The organism is Algicella marina (assembly GCF_009931615.1).
GTDB classification, from domain to species: Bacteria; Pseudomonadota; Alphaproteobacteria; order Rhodobacterales; family Rhodobacteraceae; genus Algicella; species Algicella marina.
This window is the reverse complement of sequence record NZ_CP046620.1, coordinates 531686-555741: the sequence shown is the minus strand read 5'-3', so window position 1 is coordinate 555741 and position 24056 is coordinate 531686. Positions and strand designations below refer to the sequence as shown.

The following is a 24056-nucleotide window of genomic DNA, read 5'->3' as shown; positions in this document are numbered from 1 at the left end:
CGGTGTGTGCTTGGCACACACCGGCTGATTGGCAAAAGGAGCGACACCATGGCATACCGAATTCTCATCCTCGGAGCGTCCTACGGGTCCCTGCTTGGAACAAAGTTATTGATGGCAGGGCATGACGTAACACTCGTTTGCCGTTCTAAGACTGCCAGCCTGATCAATTCCAAGGGCACGGATGTCCGCATCAAGCTGAGGGGCGAGGATGAGGCACGCGCCATCCGATCCAACGAGCAGACCGGCAAGCTCGATGCTGTCGTGCCAGCAAATGTTGATGTGGATGCCTACGATCTTGTCGCCCTCGCAATGGCTGAACCGCAATACGGTACGGAAGAAATCCGCGCCCTGATGACCCGCATTGCCAAGGCCAACATTCCGTGCCTTTCGATCATGAACATGCCGCCTCTGGCCTATCTCCACCGGATACCGAAACTGGACGCGAATTCTCTTCAGAGCGCGTACACCTGCCCCGAGGTCTGGAACGATTTCGAGCCAGGTCTCGTCACTCTTTGCAGCCCGGATCCGCAGGCATTCCGAGTCCCAGGCGAAGGTGCCAACATCCTGCATGTCGGCCTTCCGACAAACTTCAAGGCCGCGGCCTTCCAGAGCCCTACCCACACGTTGATGCTGCGGGAACTGGAACAGGACATAGCCGAAGTACGCTTGGACGACAGCGATGTGCCGGTCAAATTACGGGTGTTCAACAGCCTGTTTGTTCCCTTCGCCAAGTGGAGCATGCTACTGACAGGCAACTACCGCTGCGTCACCACGTCCGGCGTCCGCCCGATCAAGGAGGCCGTTCACAGCGATCTCGAACTTTCGGAAGCGATCTATCACCATATCGATGCCATCGCGCTGCGTCTCGGCGCATCTGAGGATGATCAGGTCCCGTTCGAAAAATATGCCCGTGCCGCCAATGGCCTGCTAAAACCTTCGTCTGTTGCCCGCTCTATCGATGCCGGCTCGACGGATGTGGAGCGGGTTGATCTGCTCGTGAAACTGATCGGCGATCAATTGGGTATGTCCCACGAAGCGGTGGATGAAATCGCGTCCACCATCGACAGCCGCCTTTCGCAAAATCGGAACGTCGCGGCCTAGATGATGGGGCACCTTCTCTTCGCGTTGTCGAGCCGGATCGAACCACTACGCCATATGGCTCTTTGGCTGCTCCGACCAGATGTCGTATTTCCAGACACTCCATACACCCATCGCAGCTAGTCACTCTCGGACAATTTGAAATCGCCGGTGTCCAGTACCGGCGATGCGTCTATCTCCTCGGCGTCAAGCATTGCCGCCACACGCTCCAAGCTTGCGACCAGCATCATTTGTTCCCAGTCCGCCATCGCGGAGAACTTGCGTACAAAGCGCTGCTGGAGGGGATCGGGAGCTTCAGTGACGGTCTTCACACCCTTTGACGTGATATGAATGTTGATCTGGCGCCGATCTGCCGTGGATTTCTCACGCTCGACCATCTCTTCGCGCACAAGCTTGTCTACAAGCGACGTGACCGTGGCTTGAGTAACGCGCATGCGGAGTGCGATCGTTGTAGCCGTCGCATATCCATGTTCAGAAATAATTTGCAACACCCGGAACTGCGCCGGTGTGACGCCCGCGGTTTTCTTAATTTCCCTGCCGAAAAGTTCGGTGGCGCGAAGGATACGGCGAAGCGCGACAAGGCTCGAGTCGATGCGATCCATTGAGACCTGAAACAAGTTTGGCGTCAACGCTACACGGATAGTTCTCGAATGGGAAGACCAAACTATTTAGTCTTTCTAATGAATTAGAGGCAGCCCTACTGCCCACTTTCAGCTTCCGCACCAACAATCTAAGTTTTTTACACCAATATTCCATATTTTTCGGTAAATTCGCTTAGCCTCTTGAAGCTGTGGGGCGCCGATGATATTTAGATGCGCGAAGCAAAATGGAGAAACTTGAATGCAACACCCACGCGACCTTGCCAGCGTAAAGATTCCCTGTCTGCGGACGCCACTCTCAGAAGATGGCGCCGACGTCTGGGAATTGGTCAGGTCGTGCAAGCCTCTTGATGAGAACTCCATGTATTGCAACATGATCCAATGCGACCACTTCTCAGAAACCTGCGTTCTGGCAGAACTCAGAGGTGAAGTGGTCGGCTGGATTTCTGCATATGTCCTGCCCGACGATCCGGATACACTGTTCATCTGGCAAGTTGCCGTCTCGGAAAACGCCCGCGGAATGGGCCTCGGAACAACCATGCTTCAGGAGATTCTGGAACGAGATGCCTGCGAGGGCGTTCGACGCATCCAGACGACCATCACTGCCGACAACGAGGCATCTTGGGCACTCTTCCGCAAGTTTGGCAGACTGCAAGGTTCCCCACTGGATATTCAGCCACATTACAAGAAATCATCGCACTTCCAGAACAGGCACCAGACAGAAAACCTGGTGACCATTCCACTGGCCGAAAGCCTTGCGAACGCCGCCTGATCGCGGCGCACTCAACCCTTCCACATTTCAAAACCTGAAAGAGGTCGTATGTCTACGAAAACCTCCCACATGCCCATTTTCAAACGCCGTGAATCCAATGCCCGCAGCTATTGCCGCGGCTTCGATACGGTCTTCTCAACAGCCAGCGGTGCCGAGATGACCGATACGGCGGGCCGAACATATATAGATTTCCTGGCCGGCTGCTCTTCGTTGAACTATGGGCACAATGACCCGGATATGAAAACAGCACTGATCGAGCACATCTCCGGCGACGGCGTTACCCACGGCCTTGATATGCATACCGAAGCAAAAGGCGCGTTTATCGAGACGTTCGAAGAGCACGTCCTTAGGCCGCGCGCAATGGATCACAAGCTGATGTTTGTTGGACCAACAGGTGCCAACGCGGTCGAGGCAGCGATGAAGATCGCCCGCAAATCCACGGGCAGAACCAACATTATCGCGTTCACCAACGGCTTTCATGGCGTCACGCAAGGTGCTTTGGCAGCCACTGGCAATGGCTATCACCGAGGCGGTGCGGGCACTGCCCTCAACGATGTCACGCGCCTGCCTTACGATGGCTACATGGGCACGGATGTCGATACCTCCGACTTGTTGAGGGCGATGCTGGAAGATCCCTCTTCCGGTATGGATGCACCCGCAGCCATTTTGCTGGAGACGGTTCAGGGCGAAGGGGGGCTGAATGCCGCCAGTGCCGACTGGATCACTTCGATAGCAAAACTGGCCAGAAAGCATGGCGCACTCCTGATCATTGACGATATCCAGGCGGGATGCGGGCGGACGGGCTCGTTCTTCTCTTTCGACGACATGGGCATCACGCCGGACATCGTGACGCTGGCGAAGTCCGTTTCGGGCTTCGGCCTGCCGATGGGGCTCGTCCTGGTGCGACCGGAACACGATGTAATGGGGCCGGCCGAACATAACGGAACCTTCCGCGGCAATACTCATGCCTTCGTAACCGCGCGGGTCGCCATCGAAAAATTCTGGTCGGACGAACGCCTGAAAGCCGACATCGAGCGCAGAGCTTCTTTGATCGAAGACGGGCTCAGGACCATCGCCGGCATGGTTCCAGGTGCTTACCTCAAGGGACGCGGCATGATGCGCGGGGTTGACGTTGGTTCAGGTGAACTTGCAGGAGAGATATGCGCACACGCCTTCGACAAGGGCCTCATCGTGGAAACGTCAGGTTCTGATGACGAGGTGGTTAAGATCCTCGCACCTTTGACGATACCCGATGCCCTTCTGGAAAAGGGCCTGAATGTGCTCATTGATGCAGCCCAGAGCGTCACCAGTCAAACCACGATTGCAGCGGAGTAAGCAGATGATTGTCAGGGATTTTCACGAGATTGCCAAAACCGATCAGAACCGCGTTGTGTCCGATGCGAACTGGACCAGCGTGCGCATGTTGCTGGCAGATGACGGTATGGGCTTTTCCTTCCACATCACGTTTTTAGAAGCCGGTTCCGAGCACACGTTCGAATACAAGAACCATTTCGAAAGCGTATACTGCATGCAGGGGACCGGCTCGATCATCGATCTGGCCTCTGGTGAGACGCATGCGATAAAACCCGGCGTGATGTACGCGCTCGACAAGCATGATCGCCACACGTTGCGCGCAGATACCGAACTGGTAATGGCCTGCTGCTTCAACCCTCCGGTCACCGGAAACGAGGTGCACCGGGAAGATGGCTCCTACGCCGCTCCAGAGACCGCCGAGGCTTGAAATGACCCATAGTGTGGAAAAGATCGGTGGGACATCCATGTCTCGCCTGCATGAGTTGCGCGACACCCTTTTCCTCGAAGATGGTGTTGTGCGATACGGACGGATCTTCGTCGTTTCGGCATTCGGCGGCATCACCAACTTGCTGCTGGAACACAAGAAGACAGGCGAGGCAGGTGCTTATGCCGCATTCGCCAACGATGAGAATCATCATGGCTGGCACGACGCGCTGAGCCGCGCTGGATCAGCGATGGTCTCCGCGCATGAATCCGTACTTGACCATCCGGGCGATCAGGCTCAGGCGACCGCGTTCGTACAGGAACGTATCGAAGGCGCCCGCAACTGCCTGATCGATCTTCAAAGGCTTTGTTCCTACGGTCACTTTCGGCTGAATGCACACCTTATGCATATTCGCGAGCTACTTTCCGGTTTGGGCGAGGCACATTCCGCCTTCGTGACAACGCTGTTGTTGCAGCGCGCCGGAATTAACGGAAGGCTGGTGGATCTGTCGGGATGGCGCGACGACGGCGACATAACCTTGCGCGAAAGGATTGAGGGGGCGATGCAGGACATCGACCCGAGCATCGAAATGCCAATCGTCACTGGCTATGCACAATGTAGCGAAGGCCTGATGCGCGAGTTTGATCGCGGCTACTCAGAAGTTACGTTTTCGCAACTGGCGGCCATCACGGGCGCAAGCGAAGCGATCATCCACAAGGAGTTCCATCTGTCTTCCGCCGATCCGAAACTTGTCGGTGAAGATGCTGTCAGGACACTTGGCCATACAAACTACGATGTGGCCGATCAGATGGCCAACCTCGGAATGGAAGCGATTCACCCTTCGGCTGCCAAGACACTGCGACAGGCCGGCGTACCATTGCGTGTGACGAATGCGTTTGAGCCTGGCGATCCAGGTACGATCATCGACGACCAGCCTGCATCCACACCGGCAGTCGAGATGGTCACCGGTCTCGACATCATTGCGTTGGAACTGTTCGAACAGGACATGGTGGGCGTAAAGGGCTACGACGCCACCATTCTTGAAGTTCTGACGCGCCACAATGTCCGCATCGTCTCGAAAGTCTCGAACGCAAACACGATCACCCATTACGTCGATGCGTCCTTGAAAACGATGCGCCGCGTCGAAGCCGATCTTGCGGCGAAGTACCCGCAGGCGGAGATAACGACGCGCAAGCTGGCGATCGTTTCCGTTCTGGGGCGCGACCTCAGCGACCTGCGCGTTGTCTCGCGCGGCCTCCAGGCTATGGAACAAGAGGGACTATCACCATTGGGTGCAACCCAGGGTCCTCGCAACGTCGATGCCCAGTTCATAGTGAACCGCAACGACCGGGATCCTGCCATTCAGGCTATGCACGCCGTGTTCTTTGATCGCTCACGTTGTGCATCGATCTCGTTGGTAGCCTAGTGCTGATAGTGCCGAAGCCACCGGCAGACGTGAAGCAGTATCGGTAAGCTCTATCAGCGAACGCCGGCGCCGTTATCGGTGTCGGCGCTTTTACTCCCATCATCGGCGGAACGATATAATCGGATCATCCCGCGAGCCACTGCCGCCCCCCCTTCTTGCCGGGTGGCGGGTGAGCCTGCCGAACATGGCCAGACATGAATCTTCAAGTCATTGGTGTGCGGGGAAATTGGTAGCGGAGGAGGGACTTGAACCCCCGACACGCGGATTATGATTCCGCTGCTCTAACCACCTGAGCTACTCCGCCAAAGTGCCGGTTGTTTAGGGGTAGTGAACCTTGTGGTCAAGCGGGAAAGCGGCCCGTTCGCCCCGAAATTCCGGGCCGTCCTGCTCAGGTGCGGACATCGGGCGCATCCCGACCGGTCCGCGTTGAAATCCCGGCAATGTCATCCACTACTGTGATAAGTTCGCTCAGTGCATCCTGCGCGTCCAAATTCTGCTTTTCCGGGTCCGGCTCCGGTTTTTCGAGGTAGACACGCAAGGTCGCGCCAACCGTGCCCGTTCCTGACAGTCGGAACACAGCCCGCTCTCCGGATGTAAAGAATATCCGCATACCCTGGCTGGAGGAGATTGAGCCGTCCACCGGATCGGTGTAGCCGAATTCGTCGACGTTCGAGACGGTGAGACCGGCGAACGTCTGCCCCGCAAGTTCCGGTCCTGCCGCCTTCAAATCCGCCATCAGTTTGGTGGCTGCTTCCGCATCGACTGCCTCGTAGTCATGGCGCGAATAATAGTCCCGCCCGAACCGCGCCCAATGCTCAGCCACCAGCTCGGCAACGCTCATCCGCTTGACCGCCAGAATGTTGAGCCACAGGAGCACGGCCCACAATCCATCCTTTTCACGCACGTGGTCCGAACCAGTGCCTGCGCTTTCTTCCCCACACAGGGTCGCGCGACCGGCATCGAGCAGGTTGCCGAAAAACTTCCATCCTGTCGGTGTTTCAAACGCCGGAATGTTCAGGGCCTCCGCCACCCTGTCAGACGCGCGCGACGTGGGCATCGATCGAGCAATCCCGGCAAGTCCTCCGGCATAGCCGGGCGCAAGGTGGGCATTGGCCGCGAGAATCGCGAGACTGTCTGACGGTGTCACATAGACACCCCTGCCGAGGATCATGTTACGGTCTCCATCCCCGTCGGAGGCAGCCGCAAAATCCGGCGCGTCCGCCCCCATGACAAGGTCGACCAGCGGCTTGGCCCAAACCGGGTTCGGGTCTGGATGGCCGCCACCGAAATCAGGCAACGGCACGTCATTCATCACCGTGCCAGCAGGCGCGCCAAGCGCGCCTTCAAGAATCGACTTGGCATACGGGCCGGTAACGGCATGCATGGCATCGAACCGCATGGTGAACCCCGACGCGAACAATTCGCGGATGGCCTTGAAGTCGAACAATTCACCCATCAGTTCGGCGTAATCGGACACCGGATCAACCACCTCCACGACCATATCGGCCAGCATCCGCTCACCGGGACTGGCAATATCGACATCGCCCGCTTCGAGGATCTTGTAGCTGGTAAGCGTTTTGGTCTCGTCGAAAATTCGTCCCGTCACATCCTCCGGCGCCGGCCCACCGTTTGGAGTGTTGAACTTCACGCCGAAATCTTCCTCCGGCCCGCCCGGATTGTGGCTCGCCGACATGATGATACCGCCATCCGTGCGACGCCTGCGTATAAGATTGGATGCGGCCGGCGTGGAAAGAAGTGCGTTCTGGCCAGTGATGATCCGCGCGGCACCGCCCGCCGCTGCCATTCGCAGGATAACCTGCGCAGCCCTTTCGTTGAAATACCGCCCGTCGCCACCCAGCACCAGTGTCTTGCCCTCGACACCGCCAATGGCATTGAAGACCGCCTGCACGAAATTTTCGAGGTAGTGCGGCCCCATGAAAACCTTGGTCTTTTTGCGGAGCCCGGACGTGCCCGGCTTTTGGCCCTCGATCGGTTGCGTTGTGACGCTGGTGATGCTCATGGCGCTATTCCCCCTCTTCGGCCCTGCGCAAAGGTTTAGGCGGTTCTCTCGAAGACGGCAACGGAACTTGCCGGGATCGTTGTCTCATCCGCCGCTTCTTCCTCGGCGGTCGCGAAAACCCGGACCCATTCGCCAGCAGGCAGTGATACTGTCCGCTCTTCACCCGAGTTGAACACAAGGTAGAGTGCCTCTTCCGTTTGTCCGTGTACCGGCGTTTCGGCCGCTGCCCGCAACTCGAAAGCCACGAAGGTGCGTGACTGATCAAGCCAGTCTTCACGCTGCATCTCCGAGCCATTTGCACAGCGCCAAATTAAGTCCGGTTTGCCATCGGGTCGCCGTTCCGAGTGCAGGAAAAGCGACTGCCGCAACACCGGAAATCGTCGCCGAAGTGCCGTCAGCGCCGCTACAAACGAGCGGAGATCAGCACCATCCCAACGCACCCATCCCGTCGCGTTGCCCTGTGCATACGCGTTGTTATTGCCATCCTGGCTGTTGCCGGCCTCGTCGCCGGCCAGCAACATCGGTGTGCCCTGGGCAAGAAAGAGCGTAGCGAGCAAGTTCTTGCGCCGCCGGAGGCGCGCGGCAATGATGGCCGCATCCTCCACCTGGCCTTCGTGGCCCATGTTGTCGGAAAAATTGGCTCCGTGGCCATCGCGTCCGTCCTCGCCGTTGGCCTCGTTGTGGCGGTCGTTGAAAGAGGTGAGGTCCGCAAGTGTGAACCCGTCATGGGCAGTGATGAGGTTTATGGAACTGGTCGCCATCCGCCCCGCCCTGTCGAACCGATGGGCCGTGCCCGCCAGCGCCTCTGCCAGCGCCGGCACCATGCCCCTGTCACCCTTCCAGTAGCGCCGGACCCCGTCGCGAAACTGGTCGTTCCACTCAGCGAAGGGATGCGGGAACTGGCCGAGTTGATAGCCGCCGGGACCGATATCCCATGGCTCGGCGATCAGCTTCACCTGTGACAGCACCGGATCCTGCAGCATCGCATCGAACAGGCCGGCACGTGGCGTGAAGCCATGTTCCTCTCTTCCAAGAGTTGCGCCAAGGTCGAAGCGGAAACCGTCGACCCCCATGAACTCAACCCAGTATCGCAAACTGTCGAGGATCAGTCGTTGAACAACAGGGTGGTCCGTCCGCATGGCGTTTCCGGTGCCCGTCAGGTTGTCATAGTGAACATTGTCACCCAGCAGGCGGTAATAATTCCGGTTGTCCAGCCCACGAAAGGAAACCGTCGGCCCCTTGCCGTCCCCTTCTGCCGTGTGGTTGTAGACCACGTCGAGCAATACCTCGATCCTCGCTTCGTGGAACCGGCGTACCATTTCCGCAAATGCCGATATCCCGGCATCCCCAAGGTAAGGTGGATGCGGTGCGAAAAAGCCAATGCTCTGATAGCCCCAATAGTTTCGCAGTCCCCGTTCCACAAGGAAGCGGTCGGTCATGAAAGCATGGACGGGCAGGAACTCGATAGCCGTCACCCCCAGAGTCTGCAAATGCTCCAAAACCTGTGGCGAAGTTACCGCCTCCATCGGCGGCATTTCCTCCAGACCGGGCCACTGCCGCGTCAGTCCCTCCAGATGTGCCTCGTAGATCACGGTATCCCGCCAGTCCGTTCTGGGCCTCGGACCGTCGTACCGCGGTGGCGGTGACACCAGCACAGCCTTTGGCGCGGCTGATGCGCTGTCTCGCGGGTCCGGTTTTTTGGCCTTGCCGCCGGTCAGGATGTCAGACCATTCCAGCGGCCCGATTATCTGGCGTGCATAGGGATCCAGCAGCAGCTTGTTCGAATTGAAGCGCTGACCCTCTGACGGCGAATACGGCCCGGAAGCCCGCAAGCCATAGATCTGCCCCTCGCGCAGCCCTTCCACATGCCCGCACCACACGTGGCCAATCCGCTCCGGCAGCGGCAACTCCGCTATCTCATCGCCGCTGTCATCGAACAAGCACAGAGATATTCCCTCAGCGTATTCCGAATAGACCGCAACATTTGCACCCGTTTCCGTCAGGGTCACACCGAGCGGTTGGTCGCGCCCGGCACCCACACTGAACCGCTCGGTCATCTGTCCTCCACAAGCCTTGCATAAAGCTCGGAATAATCCCGCGCAGATGCATCCCATCCAACAGAGTGTTGCATTGCCCGCCTGACCATCTTCGCCCAAGCCTCACTGTCACGATACAGCACGTGCAAACGGTCGAACGCACCCGAAAGTGCTTCGGCCGTGACAGGGGAGAAAACGATGCCAGTCGCCACGCCGGCCCGGAGAGCAGCCGCATTGGCGTCAATGACAGTATCGGCGAGGCCGCCAGTCCGCGCCACCAAAGGAACAGCACCGTAGCGAAGGCCGTAGAGCTGCGTCAGGCCGCAAGGTTCGAACCGCGACGGCACGAGTACCACGTCGCCGCCAGCGAACATGAGATGTGAGAGTGGTTCGTCGTAGCCGATAATGACGCCGACGTCATCGGCGGACGCAGCATCAATAAAGGCCGCTTCCAGCGACGGATCACCAGAACCCAACAGCGCAAGTTGCCCGCCCCCTTCGCGCAGGGCCGGCAATGCGGCAAGCAACAGGTCCAGACCCTTCTGCTCGGTCAGCCGCGAAACCACTACGCAAAGCGGTCCGTCCGTTGCGGGCAAGCCGAAGCGTTCACGCAGCAAAACCTTGTTCTTCGCCTTACTTTTCAGGCCAGAGAACGGAGAGATCGCAGGGTCCGCCTTAGGTGACCACGCATCCAGGTCGATGCCGTTCAATATGCCGCTGAGCACGTCGGCGCGCGCCGAGATTACTCCATCCAGCCCCATGCCGAACTCGGGCGTCGTCAGTTCCTTGGCGTATGTCGGCGATACTGTGGAGAGTCGCGTTGCCTTTGTCAGCCCTGCCTTCAGTGCACTGATATTGCCCCAAAATTCGTATCCGCCGGGATTGAAATCACCACCGTCAAGCTTCAGAGCATCGATCTTTTCCGGCGGCGAAAGGCCATGGAAGGCAATGTTATGAACGGTCATCAGGCTGGGGCAGGAACTGCCTGCCTGAGCCAGATATTGTGGTGCCAGCCCTGCCTGCCAGTCGTGGCAGTGAAGGAGTTCCGGCCGCCAATCCGGCAACAAACCCTGGGCAATCTCCGCTGCCGCGAAGGACAGCGCGGCAAACCGTTCCGGATTGTCTGGCCAGTCCAGCCCATGTCCGTCGAGATAGATATTGCCGGGACGGTCGAAGAAGTGCGGTGCTTCCAGTAGCAGCAGATCCAGCCCGTTATAGCTTGTCGCCCGCAGTGTGGCAGGATAGCCGAACAGGTCGTTCCATTCGTGCAGAAGATTACCTGGCCCCGTCTTGCCAAGTACGGCCGGATAGGCCGGCAACAATGTGCGCAGATGCCACCCTTCTACCGCCATAGCGGCGGGCAGCGCCCCTGCGACGTCCGCCAGACCGCCCGTTTTGACCAGCGGAGCGCATTCGGAGACGACGGAAAGAACCCGGCGCATCAGCCGAGTGCTGCGGCGCGGGCATTGAGCATCGACTGGGTGATCAGCGTCACGCCCTGATCTGTCACCCTGAACCATTTCTGATCATCCTTGAGGTCCTGCCCGACGACGAGACCTTCAGGAATCTCGACACCGCGGTCGATTACCACATTGGTAAGGCTGGCCCGGCGATTGATCACCACATAGGGCAAGGCCACGACGTGATCGAGAGAGGCAAAGGAGTTGGTGTGGACACCTGTGAATAACAGCGAATTGCGCACCTCAGTGCCGGAAATGATACAACCGCCTGAAATCATTGAGCTAACCGCCGACCCCCGACGCTTTGCCTCGTCATGGATGAACTTGGCAGGCGGCACGCTTTCGGAATAGGTCCAGATCGGCCATTCGGTGTCCCAGAGGTCCAGATCCGGAATGAAATCGGTCAGGTCGAGGTTGGCCCGCCAGAAGGCATCGACGGTCCCGACATCTCGCCAGTAGGCGGGAGCATCGGGGGAGTGACGCACGCAACTGTCGTCGAACTTGTGCGCCATCGCCGTGCCCTTGGCGACAATGTCGGGGATGATGTCACCGCCAAAATCGTGTTGCGATTCAGGGTCTTCCGCGTCTTCCAGTAACAGTTCACGCAAGAACTTCCAGTTGAAGACATAAATGCCCATTGAGGCAAGCGCCTTGTCCGGGTCGCCGGGCATACCCGGCGGATCGGCCGGTTTTTCGAGAAAACGTGTGATCTTGCCATCAGGTGCGGTATCCATCACGCCGAAGGCCGATGCCTCCAGCCGCGGCACCGTCAGGCAACCGACGGTCACGTCGGCCTTGGTTTCCACATGCTGCCGCAGCATGATTTCATAGTCCATTTTGTAGATGTGATCCCCGGCAAGGATCACAACGTAATCAACGTCGTAGCTATCAACGATGTCGATATTCTGCGTCACGGCATCCGCGGTTCCCAGATACCACTTGTTTTCCGCAACCCTTTGGGACGCCGGCAAAATATCCAGGTACTCGTTCCGCTCGGCACGAAAGAAGTTCCAGCCACGCTGCATGTGGCGGATCAGACTGTGGGCCTTGTACTGAGTGGCGATCGCCATCTTGCGGATACCGGAATTGTAGGCATTGGAAAGTGCAAAATCGATGATCCGGGTCTTGCCGCCGAAGTAGACGGCCGGCTTGGCACGGCTGTCTGTCAATTCCTTGAGGCGCGAGCCACGACCACCGGCAAGAACGAAGGCCATGGAGCGATTTGTCAGGCGGTGGTTGGCAGGGTTCATTGTGGGGCCTCCGAACTGGACTCATGTTTGAGGAAGATTGTTGAGAGGGGGGCAAGAGTGACACCCGCGGAATGCGGCTGGTTTTGGTATGGTTTTGGTATGGTTTCGGTATGGCTGCCAGTTCCGCTGCCTCTACCGCCGTAGGCCGGGGAGTCCGTGTCCAATGCCACCGACCAACGCCCGGCCAGCGGCAGGCCTACCGTCCAGTCACGTTGCACGGGCGTAAAGTTGGAAATTGCCACCACCGGCGCATCAGACTCTCCACCCTCCCGCAAGAACGCATAGACCGACTGGTCCGCAGCGTTGGCTTCCAGCCATTGAAATCCGCCAGGCTCGCAATCGTGGACGTAGAGTGCCGGAGTTTCACGATAGAGGGCATTCAGATCTCGGATCAATGCCTGCACGCCCTGATGCTGTGGATAGTCCAGCAGGTGCCAGTCGAGGCTTCCGGCATGGTTCCACTCCCGGCCCTGCGCAAATTCGCATCCCATAAACAATAGTTTCTTGCCCGGATGCGCCCACATGAAACCATAATAGGCGCGGAGGTTGGCAAACTGGTCGTCGCCATGGCCCGGCATCTTCGCGATCATGCTGCCCTTGCCGTGAACGACCTCGTCATGGCTGATCGGCAGAATGAAGTTCTCGGAGTTATGGTAGGCCATACCGAACGTCATCTGGTGATGATGATGTTGTCGGTAGATCGGATCCTTCTCGATGTAGGACAGGGTGTCGTTCATCCAGCCCATATTCCACTTGAAGCCGAAGCCGAGGCCACCCTCGTGCACGGGGCGGGAGACCTTTGGAAAGGAAGTGCTCTCTTCGGCCGCCGTCAGAATACCGTCCTGCCGACCGTAGACGAGGCTGTTCATTTCCTGCAGAAGCGAAATCGCCTCAAGGTTTTCGCGGCCGCCATCCTTGTTCGGAACCCATTCGCCTTCCTTGCGGGAGTAGTCGCGGTAGAGCATCGAGGCAACCGCATCCACGCGCAGACCATCGACATGATATTCCTCCAGCCAATAGAGCGCATTGGCCGTCAAAAAATTCCGCACTTCGGTCCGGCCGAAATTATAGATGAGCGTGTTCCAGTCCTGATGGAAGCCTTCCTTCGGGTCCGAGTGCTCGTAAAGGTGAGTGCCGTCGAACAGACCCAGCCCGTGGGCATCAGTCGGAAAATGTCCCGGAACCCAGTCGAGGATCACGCCAATCCCCTCCTGATGTGCCGCATCGACAAGATCGCGAAACTCGTGCGGCGGTCCGTGGCGGACCGTCGGTGCGTAAAGACCGACCGGCTGATAGCCCCATGATCCATCGAACGGATGCTCCGAGACGGGCAGGAATTCCAGATGCGTGAACCCCATATCCTTCGCATAGCGCACCAGATCTTCGGCCAGTTCCTTGTACGAAAGCGGACGGCCACCGTCCGCACGCTTCCAGGAGCCGAGATGAACCTCATAGATCGAGATCGGCGTCCGTACGCTGTTAGCCGCCGCGCGGCTTTCCATCCACGCCTTGTCGTGCCAGCCATAACCGCCGATGTCCCGAACCACCGAGGCCGTTTCTGGCGCATGTTGAGCACCAAAACCCACCGGGTCCGCCTTCAGTGGCAGCGGCCGTCCATCCGCGCCGAGGATTTCATATTTGTAAGACGTGCCCTCGCCGAGACCTGGCATGAAGATTTCCCATATGCCCGTGGAACCTCGCCGTCGCATGATATGCTGCCGACCGTTCCAGGCGTTGAAATCTCCGACAACCGAGACTCGCGTGGCGTTTGGCGCCCAGACCGCGAAGTGGGTGCCCAATGCACCCTCGTGCTCCATCACATGCGCGCCGAGCGCACGCCAGAGTGACGTGTGAGTGCCTTCCGCAAAGAGGTGTTCGTCCATCTCGCCCAGCACCGGGCCGAAGCGATAGGGATCCTCAAACATCCAGGTGCGGCCCCAAGCCTCGCCTTCCAGTTCGTAGGGACCATCGGGGATTTCACCCGAGAAGAGGCCACGCGCCTGCGGCACCGGTTCAAGCGACAGCCGCTCGCTTCCTTGAATGGCAGTGATCCGGTTGGCGCCGGGATCGAAGACGGTCAGGCGTCTGGCAGCCTCACCCGGTATTGCATGCGGTCCCAGCACAGCGAAAGGATCGGTATGGGTGCCCGCGACTATCGCCGCTGCTGCACCAGGATCAACATCCCCACCCGTTGCTTTCTTGTTATCCATTACCTTGAGCCTATGACAATGGCGTGGCAAAGCAAGCCCGGATAATGAAAACAAATTTTGGGCGTCACCGATCTCAGTACGACCTTACGAATTTTCAACAGATTTCTGAATTTCAAGTCTTAACTGGCAACCTGAACTCTTCCGTGCAAGAAATTCCCCATAGGAACACAAGTCGAAGGAATTCCAACGGCCAGATATTTGTTGGTAAAACGCGCGGTGATGGCTATTCCGGGCCTGAGGGAAGGCGGAGCAGGCTTTTTCATGGCATTGCCTGACGCAGTTTCACCGCTTGTTTACCGGCTGATGCGGCGGACAGTATTTAGAGACAACGAAAACCGTCTTCCTGCTTAAAGGGCTGCCTTCTCAGAACTGGCAAAGCAGCCAGTTGTCGGCCACTATATCGAGTTCGGCGTGGCTCGCGGCACACCGATCATAACAGCAGCAGGGCTGGCCCGTGAGTTCGGATCCAAGTTTGACAAGATGCGCCTGTACGCCTGCAATTCCTTCGAAGGGTTGCCTGAGGATAAAAGGTCTTCAAGAAGGGCGATTACAGCTACAGCGAAGCGGAGTTTGCGAAGTTCACCGAAAAGGCCGGCGTCCCGCAAGAGAAGATCACCAGGATCGCCGGGTTTCATGACAAAGAGAAAACCAAACGTCGTTGGTTGATGCAGGCGTAAGTTGTGGCGCCCACATCGTCCACATGGATTGCGATATTTACGTTTCCACCCGTGAAGCGCTCGCCATTGTCGCTCCACTCGTTGACGTGGGCAGCGTGATAATTTTTGACGATTGGTTCAGTTTCAGAGACGAACCTGATCCGTCCAAACACTGGGAAAAGCGCGCGTTCGCGGAGTGGGAGCTCCGCGATTGTCTCGAGCCGCTGGCCATAACCTACAATTGGAACGCATCATTCGTTCGCGTCCGCTGACGTCCGCCATCAGCTGTCAATCGCCTCGACATCCCAGATGTCCCGCATGTAGCCCCGGATCGTCCGATCCGACGAAAACCATCCGGATCGAGCGGTGTTGAAGGCGGCCATCCGCCCCCAGGCCGCCGGATCCCGATAGATCTCGTCCGCCCGTCGCTGGGCCTGCCAGTAGCTGTCGAAATCGGAGCAGACGAGGAAGTAATCGCTATCGCGCAGGATGCGGCCCAAACCGTGGTAGCGGGCCGGATCATCGGGGCTGAAGGTACCTTTTTCGATGGCGGCGATGGCTGCGGTGAGCCGCGGGCTGGCGGCGATTGCGCGCGTGGCATGGCCGGGTGTTTCGCGGCGCTCTTCCGCCTCGTCAGTCGTAAGGCCGAACAGGAAGAAGTTGTCGGCGCCGACAAGATCGCGGATCTCGACGTTGGCACCGTCGAGCGTGCCCATTGTCGGCGCGCCGTTGAGCGCAAACTTCATGTTGCCAGTTCCCGACGCTTCCTTGCCGGCCGTCGATATCTGCTCCGACAGATCGGCGGCGGGGATAAGCCGCTCCGCCATCGTGACGTTGTAGTTGGGAGGATAGGCGACAGCAAGGCGGCCACGCATCAGCGGATCTACGTTAACAACCGAAGCCACGTCATTGATAAGGTGCACGATTTCCTTGGCAGTCCTGTATCCCGGCGCCGCCTTGCCGCCAAATATCTTGAGGCGCGGAGTCCAGTCCTTTTCCGGTTCTTCGCGAATGGCCTGCCAAAGCGAGATTGTCTCCAGAACATTCATCAACTGACGCTTGTATTCGTGGATCCGCTTGATCTGCACATCGAACATCGCGTCCGGATTCACGGTCAGGCCGATCTCTTCCTTCAGCCAGCTGCCGAGTTCGATCTTGTTCGCCCGTTTTGCGGCGGCGAAGGCTTCGGCAAAGCCCGCATCGTCGATGTGCGGCTCCAGTTCGGACAGGCGTTCGAGATCCGCCTCCCAGCCGGTGCCGATCGTGTCGGTGATCAGGTTGCTGAGGCCGGGGTTGCATGCGACGAGCCAGCGGCGGGGCGTGACGCCGTTGGTCTGGTTGATGACACGGCCCGGATGCAACTTGTGCTGCTCGGCAAAGACCGTGGTCTTCACGAGGTCGGTGTGCAGGGCAGATACGCCGTTGACTTTGTTGGCCATTGCGAAGGCAAGGTCACCCATGCGGACGACGCCGTGATCGATGGTAGAGCGGGTACGGCGCGGATGGTTGCGGGCGTGCCAGTCGTCGATCTGTTCGATCAGACGCATATGGCGGGGCAGCAGGTGCCACATCAGACCCTCCGACCAGCTCTCCAGCGCTTCGGGCAAGAGGGTGTGGTTGGTGTAGTTCAGCGTCAGCCGGGCCGTCTCCGCTGCCTCGTCAAACGGCAGGCCATGTTCGTCATGCAGGATACGCACCAGTTCCGGCCCGGCAATAGCCGGGTGGGTATCGTTGAGCTGAATTGCAACCTTGGTCGGAAGCTTGCGGATGTCGCTGTATTCGTCGAGGTAGCGGCGCATGATGTCGCGGATCGACGCGGCGGTGAAGAAGTATTCCTGCTTCAGACGCAGTTCACGCCCCTGATCGGTGGTGTCGTCGGGATACAGCACGCGGGAAATGGTCCGTGCCTGTGCTTCCGGCTCCGCGGCCGCATTGAAATCGCCGACGTTGAATCGCGCGAGGTCGAACAGTTTCGTAGGTTTTGCCCCCCAGAGACGAAGGGTGTTGGCCCAGCGTCCCTGCCAACCGATGATCGGCGTGTCGTAGGCGCGGGCGACGACGGCATCACCTGGCTCCCAGACGCTGCGGCCGTCCTCTTCGCGGACATCGCCGTAGAAGCCAATCTCGAAACTGGCCTCCGCGCGCTCGAATTCCCACGCATGCGGCTGCTGAAGCCAAGCTTCTGCCTGCTCCACCTGGTGGCCATGGTGGAAGGTCTGCCGAAACAGGCCGTGTTCGTAGCGGATGCCGTACCCCATGGCCGGACAGCCCAGCGTGGAGAGGGAATCGAGGAAACAAGCCGCCAGCCGGCCGAGCCCGCCGTTGCCCAGTGCCGCATCGGGTTCGTCCGCAAGCAATGCGTCGAAATCAACGCCGGCTTCCGCGCAGGCGGCCATTGCCTCGTCGCCGAGACCGAGGTTGACGATGGCGTCTTCCAGCAGACGCCCGATCAGAAACTCCATCGACAGGTAATAGACCCGTTTGTGATGACCGGCATAGGCGGCCCGCGTCGCCTTGAACCACGGCTCCACGATCCTGTCTCGCACGGCCAGTGACAACGCCAGCCGCCAATCGCGCACCTGTGCGTGCGCGGGATCCTTGCCAAAGGAGAACTGCAGGTGCCGTTGCATGTCTCGCGCAAGGGCGCTGCCGGTCATGTCCGTGATGGGTGCCTGATCCATGAGTATCCTGTCTGTCCGAATGCTTGCCAGTGCAAAAGTCGCTCGCGCTGGGCAAGTTCCTGCAATAAGGCGCAACTCATTAATTTAGTCTACAGCGAAAATTTTCGAGGCATCTCGGAAGCCCTTGATTTCTATTGGATTTCCCGAGGGATCGCGGAAGAACATCGTCCACTGCTCACCGGGTTCGCCCAAGAAACGGGCACTTGGCGGGATGACGAAGGCAATTTCCGCCGTCTCCAGCCTGTCTGCCACCTGTCTCCAGTCCTCGTAGTCGAGGACCAGACCCAGATGAGGCATTGGCACCAGGTGATCGCCGACCTTGCCGGTATCACTTGTGGCGAACGGCTGGCCGATGTGCAGGCTGATCTGATGGCCGAAGAAATCGAAATCGACCCAGGTGTCGGTGCTGCGACCTTCCCGGCAGCCGAGCAGGCTACCGTAAAAAGCCCGTGCCGCTTCCAGATCGGTGACGTGATAGGCAAGGTGAAAGACGCTGCGCATCACATCCCCAGCGCTTCCTTGTAGAGTTCCAGCACCGCCTCTTCCTCTGATATCTCGGCCGGGTCTTTCTTGCGCAGGGCAACGATCTTGCGCAGTACCTTGACGTCATATCCCCGGCCCTTGGCCTCGGCCATCACTTCCTTCTGCTGATCGGCGATGTCCTTCTTTTCCGCTTCCAGACGCTCATACCGTTCCACGAAGGCGCGCAGCTCGCCTGCCGTCACGCGGTAGCTGTCGGGTTTGCTTTCGGTAGTGTCTTCGACGATATCCATGTGCAATTTCCTGCTGGGGCCTCATTCCGGCTTCTTGGGTAGCGGAAGGGCGCGGCGAAGGGAAGCGCTGCTTTGGGCAACGCGGCACGCCAGCAGGGAGTTGCGGCGCCCGCCAGGATCGGGTAGGCGCAGGGGCATGGGTATCCTTGTCATCATAGGTGCAATCGTCACACTTCTCGGCCTCGCCGGGCTTGGCCTGTGCATCCGCAAGGCCGCCGCCCTCAGGGCGCTGAAAGATGATCCGGAGGCGCAGAAGGCCGGAATGCACGGGCTGGTGGCGCTGAACATGGCATCAGTGGGCGTGGCGTTCATGGGGCTGGCGCTTGTCGTGGTCGGCCTGATACTCTGAAAACGAGATCAATTCTCGAACTTCAGCCCCGTCACCCACAGAAGAATTCGCTCGGCAATCGGATATGTCTGGCCGGGGCTCATGATATCGCCCGCGATCACGTGACTGGAGGGGTCATCCTCCTTCTTCATTGCCACGGGATACAACGAAACGCTCGCGCCCCAACGTGCCGCAACTTCCCTCGTGCGGGTGGCATCGACCACCTGATCGGCATCGGCGAAAACGAACAGGGCCGGAACCTCCGCCTGTTCGAATGGCAGGCCCGACGCAGCCTTGACCGCCGCGGCCATCGGCAGCAACGCTCGTGTGGGATAAGATGTCGTCCAGCGGCGGCCGTGTTCTTCGTTATGGGGGGTAAAACTGCGCGTCTTGCCGGCAATCAATGGCACGAAACTGCGGGCGAAAGGCAGCGTCAGCAGCCTCGCCCCGCCGGCCTTGACCCCGAAATTGGGGGATATGAATGCCAGCGCGTCAACCTTGTCCTTCAAGCGGTTGTCGAAGGCGGCCAGTGCGGAAAGCGACCCGCCCGTGGACGTGCCGATCACCAATACCTTGTCGCCAATCCGCCGACCTATCTCCAGAGCCTCGGCCACGTCGTTCATCCATGCCGGCACGGACCCCTCCAGCATCGCGGCACCGTCCCGCCCGTGCCCTTTCAGCCTCGTGTAGTAGAGATTACCCTCCAGCGCATCCGCCACCAGTTTCGGCAACGGCCGCACCTCGAAGGAAGTGGCCGAAAAACCGTGGATGTATACCACGGCCCATTCGGTGCGGTTGCGCCGGGCCGGATCATACCATTGCACATGTTTCTGCGCACCACGCACGAGGTTGGGAACCGTCTGCTCGGACCGGTAGAGATAGCCGTCCACGTCCCCGGAGATGGCCGCGCTGTCATAGGTAAAAGGGCCCGTGATCGGTTCTTTCGGTCCGAGATAGAAAATGGCCGCCCCGATGCAGACAAGGAAAAGAACGCCGTAGATCACGAATTTCATCAGTGGGTCCCGAGAGGATTGCGCACAGGATATGGGGCGGGAAGACGAATGAAAAGTGCTGTTTCGCTCAATCTCACGGCCGGTGCGCCGCAAGCACGTCCGACACCGCTGCTTCAATAAGGGCCAAGGCTTCGGGCGAGGAAAAGCGATGATCGGCCCCCTTCATCAGCGTCAGCCGCATGTCGGCCGCGTCCGCATGGGCCAGCAGACGCAACGGCACACTCTCGGCGACGTCGACATCTTCGGTGCCGTGCAGCAGGCGGACGGGGAACGGAAGCGACAACGGTTCGCGCAGCACCAGTTGGTTGCGGCCTTCCTCGATCAGCCGGCGGGTGATGATATAGGGGCCGTCGTCGTAGTCCGATGGCAGTGCCACCTGTCCCGCTTCCGCCATTTCGCGCCGCTGCGCGTCTGAGAAGCCGGACCACATGCTGTCTTCGGTGAAATCCGGTGCGGCGGCGATACCGACCAGGCCGGCGATTCGCTCGGCATGGGCACGGGCCAGCAGCAGTGCGATCCAGCCGCCCATGGAGGATCCGACGAGCACCTGAGGCCCCTGTGTGAGGCTGCCAAGCGCGGCCGCGGCATCCTCAGCCCAGTCGCCGATGGCGCCATCCTCGAATTGCCCCGATGATGCGCCGTGCCCGGAATAGTCCAGCCGCAGGAAGGCACGGCCATGTGCCTTTGCCCACGCCTCGAGATGCAAGGCCTTCGTGCCTTCCATGTCGGAGCGAAACCCGCCGAGGAAGACGATGCCGGGCCCCTGCCCCTCGCTGCGGTGATAGGCGATACGGCGGCCTTGGGGCGTGTCGAGATAGGCGGGCATGTCGGTCTCCTTTCACCGTCGTTGCGCCTTTGTTGCAGGGATGCGCCGCGCCCGCAACGCTTCACATTCGCGTGCGGCGTCAGCGCCGATGGTGGCGCGACATCACCGCATGTCGATAGGCTTAACGAAAAGGAGAGACAGGTGATGCGGATATTTTTCTTGCTGGCAGTGCTATCGTATTTGCTGCCGAGCGTTGCCCAGGCCAGCGAAGCGCCCTGCGGGCCGGAGGCGGCATGCGAGATTGAGGGGGGCAGCTATCACCTGCTGACACCGCCCGAGTGGGATGGCGAGAAAGCCCTGCCCGCGATATTTTTCTATCACGGCCACCGTTCGTCCGGCACCTCCGTGTTTCGCGGCGGCGCGCTGAAATCGGTGTTCGCCGAGGCGGGCTACCTCGTCATCGCGCCAAACGGTGCCACCGCGCCCGGCTCTGATGTCCGCCGCTGGCCGGCCCGGCCCGGAGCGGGAAGAGATGACGTCGCTTTCTCGCTGGCCGTGCTGGAAGATGCTGCCGGACGTGTGCCGATCAACCGGGAGCGCGTCTATGCCAGCGGCTTTTCCGCCGGCGGGTCCATGGCGTGGATGATGGCCTGTTACGCAGGCGAACATTTTGCCGGTTTCGTTTCGATCTCCGGTGCCTTGCGAAGGCCGGTGCCCAAAGAAACCTGCCCGGCGGGACCGGTGCGACTGTTGCAGATCCACGGCTTCGCGGACCGCACGGTGCCGCTCGAGGGCCGTGGTATAGGAGACTGGCATCAGGGTGACGTTTTCGAGAGTTTCGGCCTCGCCCGCAGGACAGCCAATTGCCGCTCCCAGCCCGACGAGATCACCCTCGACGCCGACTTCCGTTGCCGCGAGTGGACAAGTTGCGATAGTGGCGCCCTGAAGCTGTGCCTTCACGACGGAGGTCACGGGCTGCCGAAAGGCTGGGCAGACCTCGGGCGTGACTGGCTGGAAGCGCCCCTGCGCTGATCCTGCGCCCGGTGAAACTGCCTAAACCTCCGGCACGGATACCTGGGCGAGCAAGAAACGGGACTCACCCTTGTTTCCGGCATCGGTGCTTGGGAGACATTGGAAAACGCTTGCCGCCATGGCCGGAGTGATTTGCGGACTAGCAAGGCAGGGTTGACAGCCCACGGACGAGCGGGCATTCCAGCCTCCATCAGCAACCGGGCGTTTCGTAGGCGCCAAACCGCAAGGAGAAACGCCCATGGACGGCGCACAGATTTCCCTGACTTTTCCCGACGGTGCCAACCGCACTTTTGCAGCCGGAACCACCGGTGCCGACGTGGCCGCCGAAATTTCAAAATCGCTGGCAAAATCCGCTTTCGCGGTGAAGCTCGACGGGCGGCTGGCCGACCTGTCCGAGCCGATCACCGGGGACGCGGCCATCGAGATCGTCACGATCAAGGATGAAGCGCCCGCTCTGGAACTGATCCGGCATGACTGCGCCCACATCATGGCCCGCGCCGTACAGGAACTTTGGCCGGACGTGAAGGTCACGATCGGACCGGTAATCGAGAACGGCTTCTATTACGATTTTGACCGCGCCGAGCCCTTCTCCTCCGAAGATCTGGAGAAGATCGAAGCCAAGATGCGCGAGATCATCAACCTGCGCGATGCCGTACGCACCGAACTGTGGGAGCGGGATCGCGCCATCGCGCATTACGAGAGCACAGGCGAACCCTACAAGGTCGAGCTTGTAGGCATGATCCCCGAGGGTCAGCCGATCCGGATGTACTGGCATGGCGATTGGCAGGATCTCTGCCGCGGCCCGCACCTCGCCCACACAGGGCAGGTCCCGGCGGATGCCTTCAAGCTGATGTCCGTCGCAGGGGCCTACTGGCGCGGCGACAGCAACCGCCCGATGCTTCAGCGCATCTACGGCGTTGCCTTTCGCAACCGGCAGGAACTGAAAGACCATCTGAACTTTCTCGAAGAGGCCGAGAAGCGGGACCATCGCCGCCTTGGACGCGAGATGGAACTCTTTCACATGCAGGAAGAGGCGCCGGGCCAGATCTTCTGGCATCCCAATGGCTGGACGCTCTACACCACCCTGCAGGATTACATGCGCCGGCAGCAGCGTGCCGGTGGTTATGTAGAGGTCAACACGCCGCAGGTCGTCAACCGGCGGCTGTGGGAAGAGTCCGGGCATTGGGAAAACTATCAGGAACACATGTTCATCGTAGAGGTGGACGAGGACCACGCCCGCGAGAAGACGATCAACGCTCTGAAGCCGATGAACTGCCCCTGCCACGTGCAGATCTACAACCATGGCCTGAAGAGCTATCGCGACCTGCCCTTGCGCATGGCAGAGTTCGGCTCGTGCAATCGCTATGAACCATCGGGCGCGCTGCACGGCATCATGCGGGTGCGCGGGTTCACTCAAGACGACGCGCATATCTTTTGCCGCGAGGACCAGATCGAGGAGGAATGCGCCCGCTTCATCCGCTTCCTTTCTGCGATCTACAAGGATCTCGGCTTCACCGAGTTCGAGATCATGTTCGCAACCCGCCCCGAAAAGCGCGTTGGAACCGAGGAAAGCTGGGATCGCATGGAAGCGGCGCTCGAAGCCGCGATCGGCAAGGCAGGGCACGAGTACACGCTCGACCCCGGCGAGGGCGCCTTTTATGCGCCAAAGCTCGATTTCAAGCTGACTGACGCAATCGGCCGGGTCTGGCAGTGCGGCACCTTCCAGGTGGATCCCAACCTGCCGGAACGCCTTGGCGCAACCTATATCGGCGAAGACGGTGCCAAGCACCGCCCCTTCATGCTGCACCGCGCCGTGCTCGGGTCTTTCGAGCGGTTTCTGGGCATCCTGATCGAGAACTACGCCGGCAGGTTCCCGTTCTGGCTGGCCCCGCGACAGGTCGTTGTTGCTTCGATTATCTCCGATGCCGATGCCTACGTGCACGAGGTCGTCGCTACCTTGCGGGCTGCCGGTATCCGGGCAGAGGCCGATGTGCGCAACGAAAAGATCAATTACAAGGTGCGTGAACACTCTGTCGGCAAGGTGCCGGTGATCCTTGCCATCGGCATGAAGGAAGTCGAGGAACGGACCGTCTCCATCCGGCGTCTCGGGGAAAAACAAACCAGCGTTGAAGCGCTGGATACGGTGGTGGCAAACCTGCGCGCGGAAGCTACACCCCCGGATCTCCGTGAATAATTTG

Annotated in this window: 21 protein-coding genes and 1 tRNA gene; 10 read left to right on the top strand and 12 right to left on the bottom strand. The window is 59.6% G+C overall.

Annotated elements, in window-relative coordinates:
- Positions 1 to 48: 48 nt before the first annotated feature.
- Positions 49 to 1101, top strand: a complete 1053-nt coding sequence (locus tag GO499_RS02775) for a ketopantoate reductase family protein (RefSeq protein ID WP_161860757.1) — start codon at positions 49 to 51, stop codon at positions 1099 to 1101.
- 116 nt (positions 1102 to 1217) lie between these two features.
- On the opposite strand, the gene GO499_RS02770 is transcribed toward GO499_RS02775, so the two are convergent.
- Positions 1218 to 1700 carry a MarR family winged helix-turn-helix transcriptional regulator gene (locus tag GO499_RS02770; protein ID WP_161860756.1) on the bottom strand — a complete coding sequence of 161 codons (483 nt, stop codon included), beginning with the start codon at positions 1698 to 1700 and terminating at the stop codon, positions 1218 to 1220.
- A gap of 238 nt (positions 1701 to 1938) precedes the next feature.
- Between GO499_RS02770 and ectA the strand changes: the two genes are divergently transcribed.
- Genes ectA through GO499_RS02750 form a run of 4 tightly spaced genes read left to right on the top strand, consistent with a single transcriptional unit; the run spans position 1939 to position 5633 of the window.
- On the top strand, positions 1939 to 2469 hold the full coding sequence (gene ectA, locus GO499_RS02765; RefSeq protein ID WP_161860755.1) for a diaminobutyrate acetyltransferase: 531 nt from the start codon (positions 1939 to 1941) through the stop codon (positions 2467 to 2469).
- A gap of 48 nt (positions 2470 to 2517) precedes the next feature.
- Positions 2518 to 3804: a diaminobutyrate--2-oxoglutarate transaminase gene (gene ectB / locus GO499_RS02760; RefSeq protein ID WP_161860754.1), complete on the top strand. Its 1287-nt coding sequence runs from the start codon at positions 2518 to 2520 to the stop codon at positions 3802 to 3804.
- Positions 3805 to 3808: 4 nt separating this feature from the next.
- The gene (locus GO499_RS02755) at positions 3809 to 4210 is read left to right on the top strand and encodes an ectoine synthase (RefSeq protein ID WP_161860753.1); all 402 of its coding nucleotides are present in this window, start codon (positions 3809 to 3811) and stop codon (positions 4208 to 4210) included.
- 1 nt (position 4211) lies between these two features.
- On the top strand, positions 4212 to 5633 hold the full coding sequence (locus GO499_RS02750; protein WP_161860752.1) for an aspartate kinase: 1422 nt from the start codon (positions 4212 to 4214) through the stop codon (positions 5631 to 5633).
- 227 nt (positions 5634 to 5860) lie between these two features.
- Here the strand turns inward: GO499_RS02750 and GO499_RS02745 are convergent.
- From GO499_RS02745 to glgB, 6 genes are all read right to left on the bottom strand, one after another.
- A tRNA-Met gene (locus tag GO499_RS02745) sits at positions 5861 to 5937 on the bottom strand.
- Between the two features lie 84 nt (positions 5938 to 6021).
- Positions 6022 to 7653, bottom strand: coding sequence for an alpha-D-glucose phosphate-specific phosphoglucomutase (locus tag GO499_RS02740; RefSeq protein WP_161860751.1), 1632 nt, complete (start codon positions 7651 to 7653; stop codon positions 6022 to 6024).
- Positions 7654 to 7688: 35 nt separating this feature from the next.
- The gene (gene glgX / locus GO499_RS02735) at positions 7689 to 9710 is read right to left on the bottom strand and encodes a glycogen debranching protein GlgX (RefSeq protein WP_161860750.1); all 2022 of its coding nucleotides are present in this window, start codon (positions 9708 to 9710) and stop codon (positions 7689 to 7691) included.
- Positions 9707 to 11131, bottom strand: a complete 1425-nt coding sequence (gene glgA, locus GO499_RS02730; protein ID WP_161860749.1) for a glycogen synthase GlgA — start codon at positions 11129 to 11131, stop codon at positions 9707 to 9709. The genes glgX and glgA overlap by 4 nt, the downstream gene beginning before the upstream one ends.
- Positions 11131 to 12399, bottom strand: a complete 1269-nt coding sequence (gene glgC, locus GO499_RS02725) for a glucose-1-phosphate adenylyltransferase (protein ID WP_161860748.1) — start codon at positions 12397 to 12399, stop codon at positions 11131 to 11133. The genes glgA and glgC overlap by 1 nt, the downstream gene beginning before the upstream one ends.
- Positions 12396 to 14609 (bottom strand): 1,4-alpha-glucan branching protein GlgB, encoded by a 2214-nt coding sequence (gene glgB, locus GO499_RS02720; RefSeq protein ID WP_161860747.1) that lies wholly within the window; start codon positions 14607 to 14609, stop codon positions 12396 to 12398. The genes glgC and glgB overlap by 4 nt, the downstream gene beginning before the upstream one ends.
- A 411-nt stretch (positions 14610 to 15020) precedes the next feature.
- On the opposite strand from glgB, the gene GO499_RS19875 reads away from it, so the two are divergent.
- Both GO499_RS19875 and GO499_RS02710 read left to right on the top strand, forming a co-directional pair.
- Complete coding sequence (locus tag GO499_RS19875; protein ID WP_431309881.1) at positions 15021 to 15275, top strand: hypothetical protein; 255 nt, start codon at positions 15021 to 15023, stop codon at positions 15273 to 15275.
- A 34-nt stretch (positions 15276 to 15309) separates the two neighbouring features.
- Positions 15310 to 15537, top strand: coding sequence for a hypothetical protein (locus GO499_RS02710; protein ID WP_161860746.1), 228 nt, complete (start codon positions 15310 to 15312; stop codon positions 15535 to 15537).
- A gap of 9 nt (positions 15538 to 15546) precedes the next feature.
- Here the strand turns inward: GO499_RS02710 and GO499_RS02705 are convergent, their stop codons facing one another.
- The 3 genes from GO499_RS02705 to GO499_RS02695 all read right to left on the bottom strand — a co-directional run bounded on the left by GO499_RS02705 (position 15547) and on the right by GO499_RS02695 (position 18719).
- Positions 15547 to 17946 carry a glycogen/starch/alpha-glucan phosphorylase gene (locus GO499_RS02705; RefSeq protein WP_161860745.1) on the bottom strand — a complete coding sequence of 800 codons (2400 nt, stop codon included), beginning with the start codon at positions 17944 to 17946 and terminating at the stop codon, positions 15547 to 15549.
- 84 nt (positions 17947 to 18030) lie between these two features.
- Positions 18031 to 18447 carry a VOC family protein gene (locus GO499_RS02700; RefSeq protein ID WP_161860744.1) on the bottom strand — a complete coding sequence of 139 codons (417 nt, stop codon included), beginning with the start codon at positions 18445 to 18447 and terminating at the stop codon, positions 18031 to 18033.
- Positions 18447 to 18719, bottom strand: a complete 273-nt coding sequence (locus GO499_RS02695; protein WP_161860743.1) for a DUF2312 domain-containing protein — start codon at positions 18717 to 18719, stop codon at positions 18447 to 18449. Before GO499_RS02695 ends, GO499_RS02700 begins: the two co-directional genes overlap by 1 nt.
- A gap of 136 nt (positions 18720 to 18855) precedes the next feature.
- Here GO499_RS02695 and GO499_RS02690 point away from each other — a divergent pair, with 136 nt between their 5' ends.
- Positions 18856 to 19068 (top strand): hypothetical protein, encoded by a 213-nt coding sequence (locus GO499_RS02690; protein WP_161860742.1) that lies wholly within the window; start codon positions 18856 to 18858, stop codon positions 19066 to 19068.
- 8 nt (positions 19069 to 19076) lie between these two features.
- Here the strand turns inward: GO499_RS02690 and GO499_RS02685 are convergent, their stop codons facing one another.
- Positions 19077 to 20060: an alpha/beta hydrolase gene (locus GO499_RS02685; protein WP_284154870.1), complete on the bottom strand. Its 984-nt coding sequence runs from the start codon at positions 20058 to 20060 to the stop codon at positions 19077 to 19079.
- 73 nt (positions 20061 to 20133) lie between these two features.
- The gene (locus GO499_RS02680) at positions 20134 to 20886 is read right to left on the bottom strand and encodes an alpha/beta fold hydrolase (protein ID WP_161860741.1); all 753 of its coding nucleotides are present in this window, start codon (positions 20884 to 20886) and stop codon (positions 20134 to 20136) included.
- A gap of 144 nt (positions 20887 to 21030) precedes the next feature.
- Here GO499_RS02680 and GO499_RS02675 point away from each other — a divergent pair, with 144 nt between their 5' ends.
- Together GO499_RS02675 and thrS are read left to right on the top strand one after the other, a co-directional pair.
- The gene (locus tag GO499_RS02675; protein WP_161860740.1) at positions 21031 to 21858 is read left to right on the top strand and encodes a CE1 family esterase; all 828 of its coding nucleotides are present in this window, start codon (positions 21031 to 21033) and stop codon (positions 21856 to 21858) included.
- Positions 21859 to 22096: 238 nt separating this feature from the next.
- Positions 22097 to 24052, top strand: a complete 1956-nt coding sequence (thrS, locus tag GO499_RS02670; protein ID WP_161860739.1) for a threonine--tRNA ligase — start codon at positions 22097 to 22099, stop codon at positions 24050 to 24052.
- Positions 24053 to 24056: the final 4 nt, after the last annotated feature.